This is a genomic window from Mesorhizobium sp. M7A.F.Ca.US.002.01.1.1 (assembly GCF_004022955.1).
In the GTDB taxonomy this organism is placed as follows: Bacteria; Pseudomonadota; Alphaproteobacteria; order Rhizobiales; family Rhizobiaceae; genus Mesorhizobium; species Mesorhizobium ciceri.
The window spans coordinates 1-1,182 of record NZ_RZQE01000892.1 but is presented as its reverse complement, the minus strand read 5'-3'; the positions used below and the strand labels follow the sequence as shown (position 1 = coordinate 1,182).

The following is a 1,182-nucleotide window of genomic DNA, read 5'->3' as shown; positions in this document are numbered from 1 at the left end:
ACATCTGGGTCACCAACGTCATCGTCTTTGCCTTGTGGTTCTGGAGCACCGACCGCGGCGGCCCGCCGACCTGCGGCCTCGTCAAGCTTGCGCAGGCCGATTTCCTGTTCGCGCAGATGACGTTGAACGACCGTGACCTCCGAGATTGGCTGCCCGGTTTCGTCGATTATTTCTTCCTCGCCTTCACCAATGCGACAGCGTTTTCGCCCACCGATACCTTGCCCCTTTCCCAGCGCGCCAAGCTGCTGATGATGGCCGAGGCCATGATCTCGCTGCTGACCATCGCGCTGGTCGCGGCACGCGCGGTCAACATCCTCGCTTGATCGGCCCGACACGCGAAATAGCCCGCCCGGCGCACCGGAACGGGCTATTTTGGGTTGCCTTCGACAGTTGAAATGCAGCGCCGGACTAGTGGCGCTTGCCCAGCCTATAGCTGTTGCCGCCCAGCAGGTTCACGCCGAGCCCGCTCAGAACGCCACCGACGATGCCGGTCTTGTTGCCGTTTAGAATGCCTGAGACGACATTGCCGCTCAGGATGTTGTTGCCGCTGAGCACGTCGTTCAGCGCGGTGATCTTGCCAAGGTCGATGGACGGCGAAACATTGATCAGGCGGCTCGAATTGCCTCCCCAGCCGCCCGAACCTCCGCACCCACAACCTGCCTCGGCGGCTCCAACGGACGATGCAACTGCAACAGCGGCGAAAATAACAGTGAACTTGTTCATGAAAGCTACTCCCGTTTGATGATGGAGATGGCTTCCGTCTTCTGTGGTCTACCTCTTGCTTAACAATATATGAACACTTCATCCGCTCAAGTCTTTATCCAGTTTCGGTGCTTCAATCAAAAATTAACAATAATCATTATGCATAACCGACATGATTAACTTGCTTATCACAACGGACGATGACGAGACCGGTCAACTCGAATGCCGCTCAGCAATGGCCGATCGGAAATGCAAAAAGCCCGCCCCGGCGTGAGCCGAAGCGGGCAGCGGTCGGTCCTGGAAATGAGAGCCACGCCGCGCCAGGTCCACCTGTCTCGGTAATTCCGTCAGGCAGCAGCCAACAGACGACGCGGTGCCAACAGCTACTCCTCCACCCCCGGTTTGAATCTCCGCACCACAAACTCGAACAGCACGTCCGAAATCCACATCGCACAGACGCCGATCAGGAAGGCGGCCGCC

1 protein-coding gene and 1 pseudogene are annotated in these 1,182 nt (G+C 58.2%); one reads left to right on the top strand and one right to left on the bottom strand.

All coding sequences use genetic code 11. The features are described from left to right. A pseudogene (locus EN932_RS36500) lies at positions 1–323 on the top strand (hypothetical protein); the annotation flags it as partial. 85 nt (positions 324–408) lie between these two features. Here EN932_RS36500 and EN932_RS36495 read toward each other — a convergent pair. Continuing rightward, positions 409–723, bottom strand: a complete 315-nt coding sequence (locus EN932_RS36495; protein ID WP_127384743.1) for a hypothetical protein — start codon at positions 721–723, stop codon at positions 409–411. Between the last annotated feature and the right edge of the window lie 459 nt (positions 724–1,182).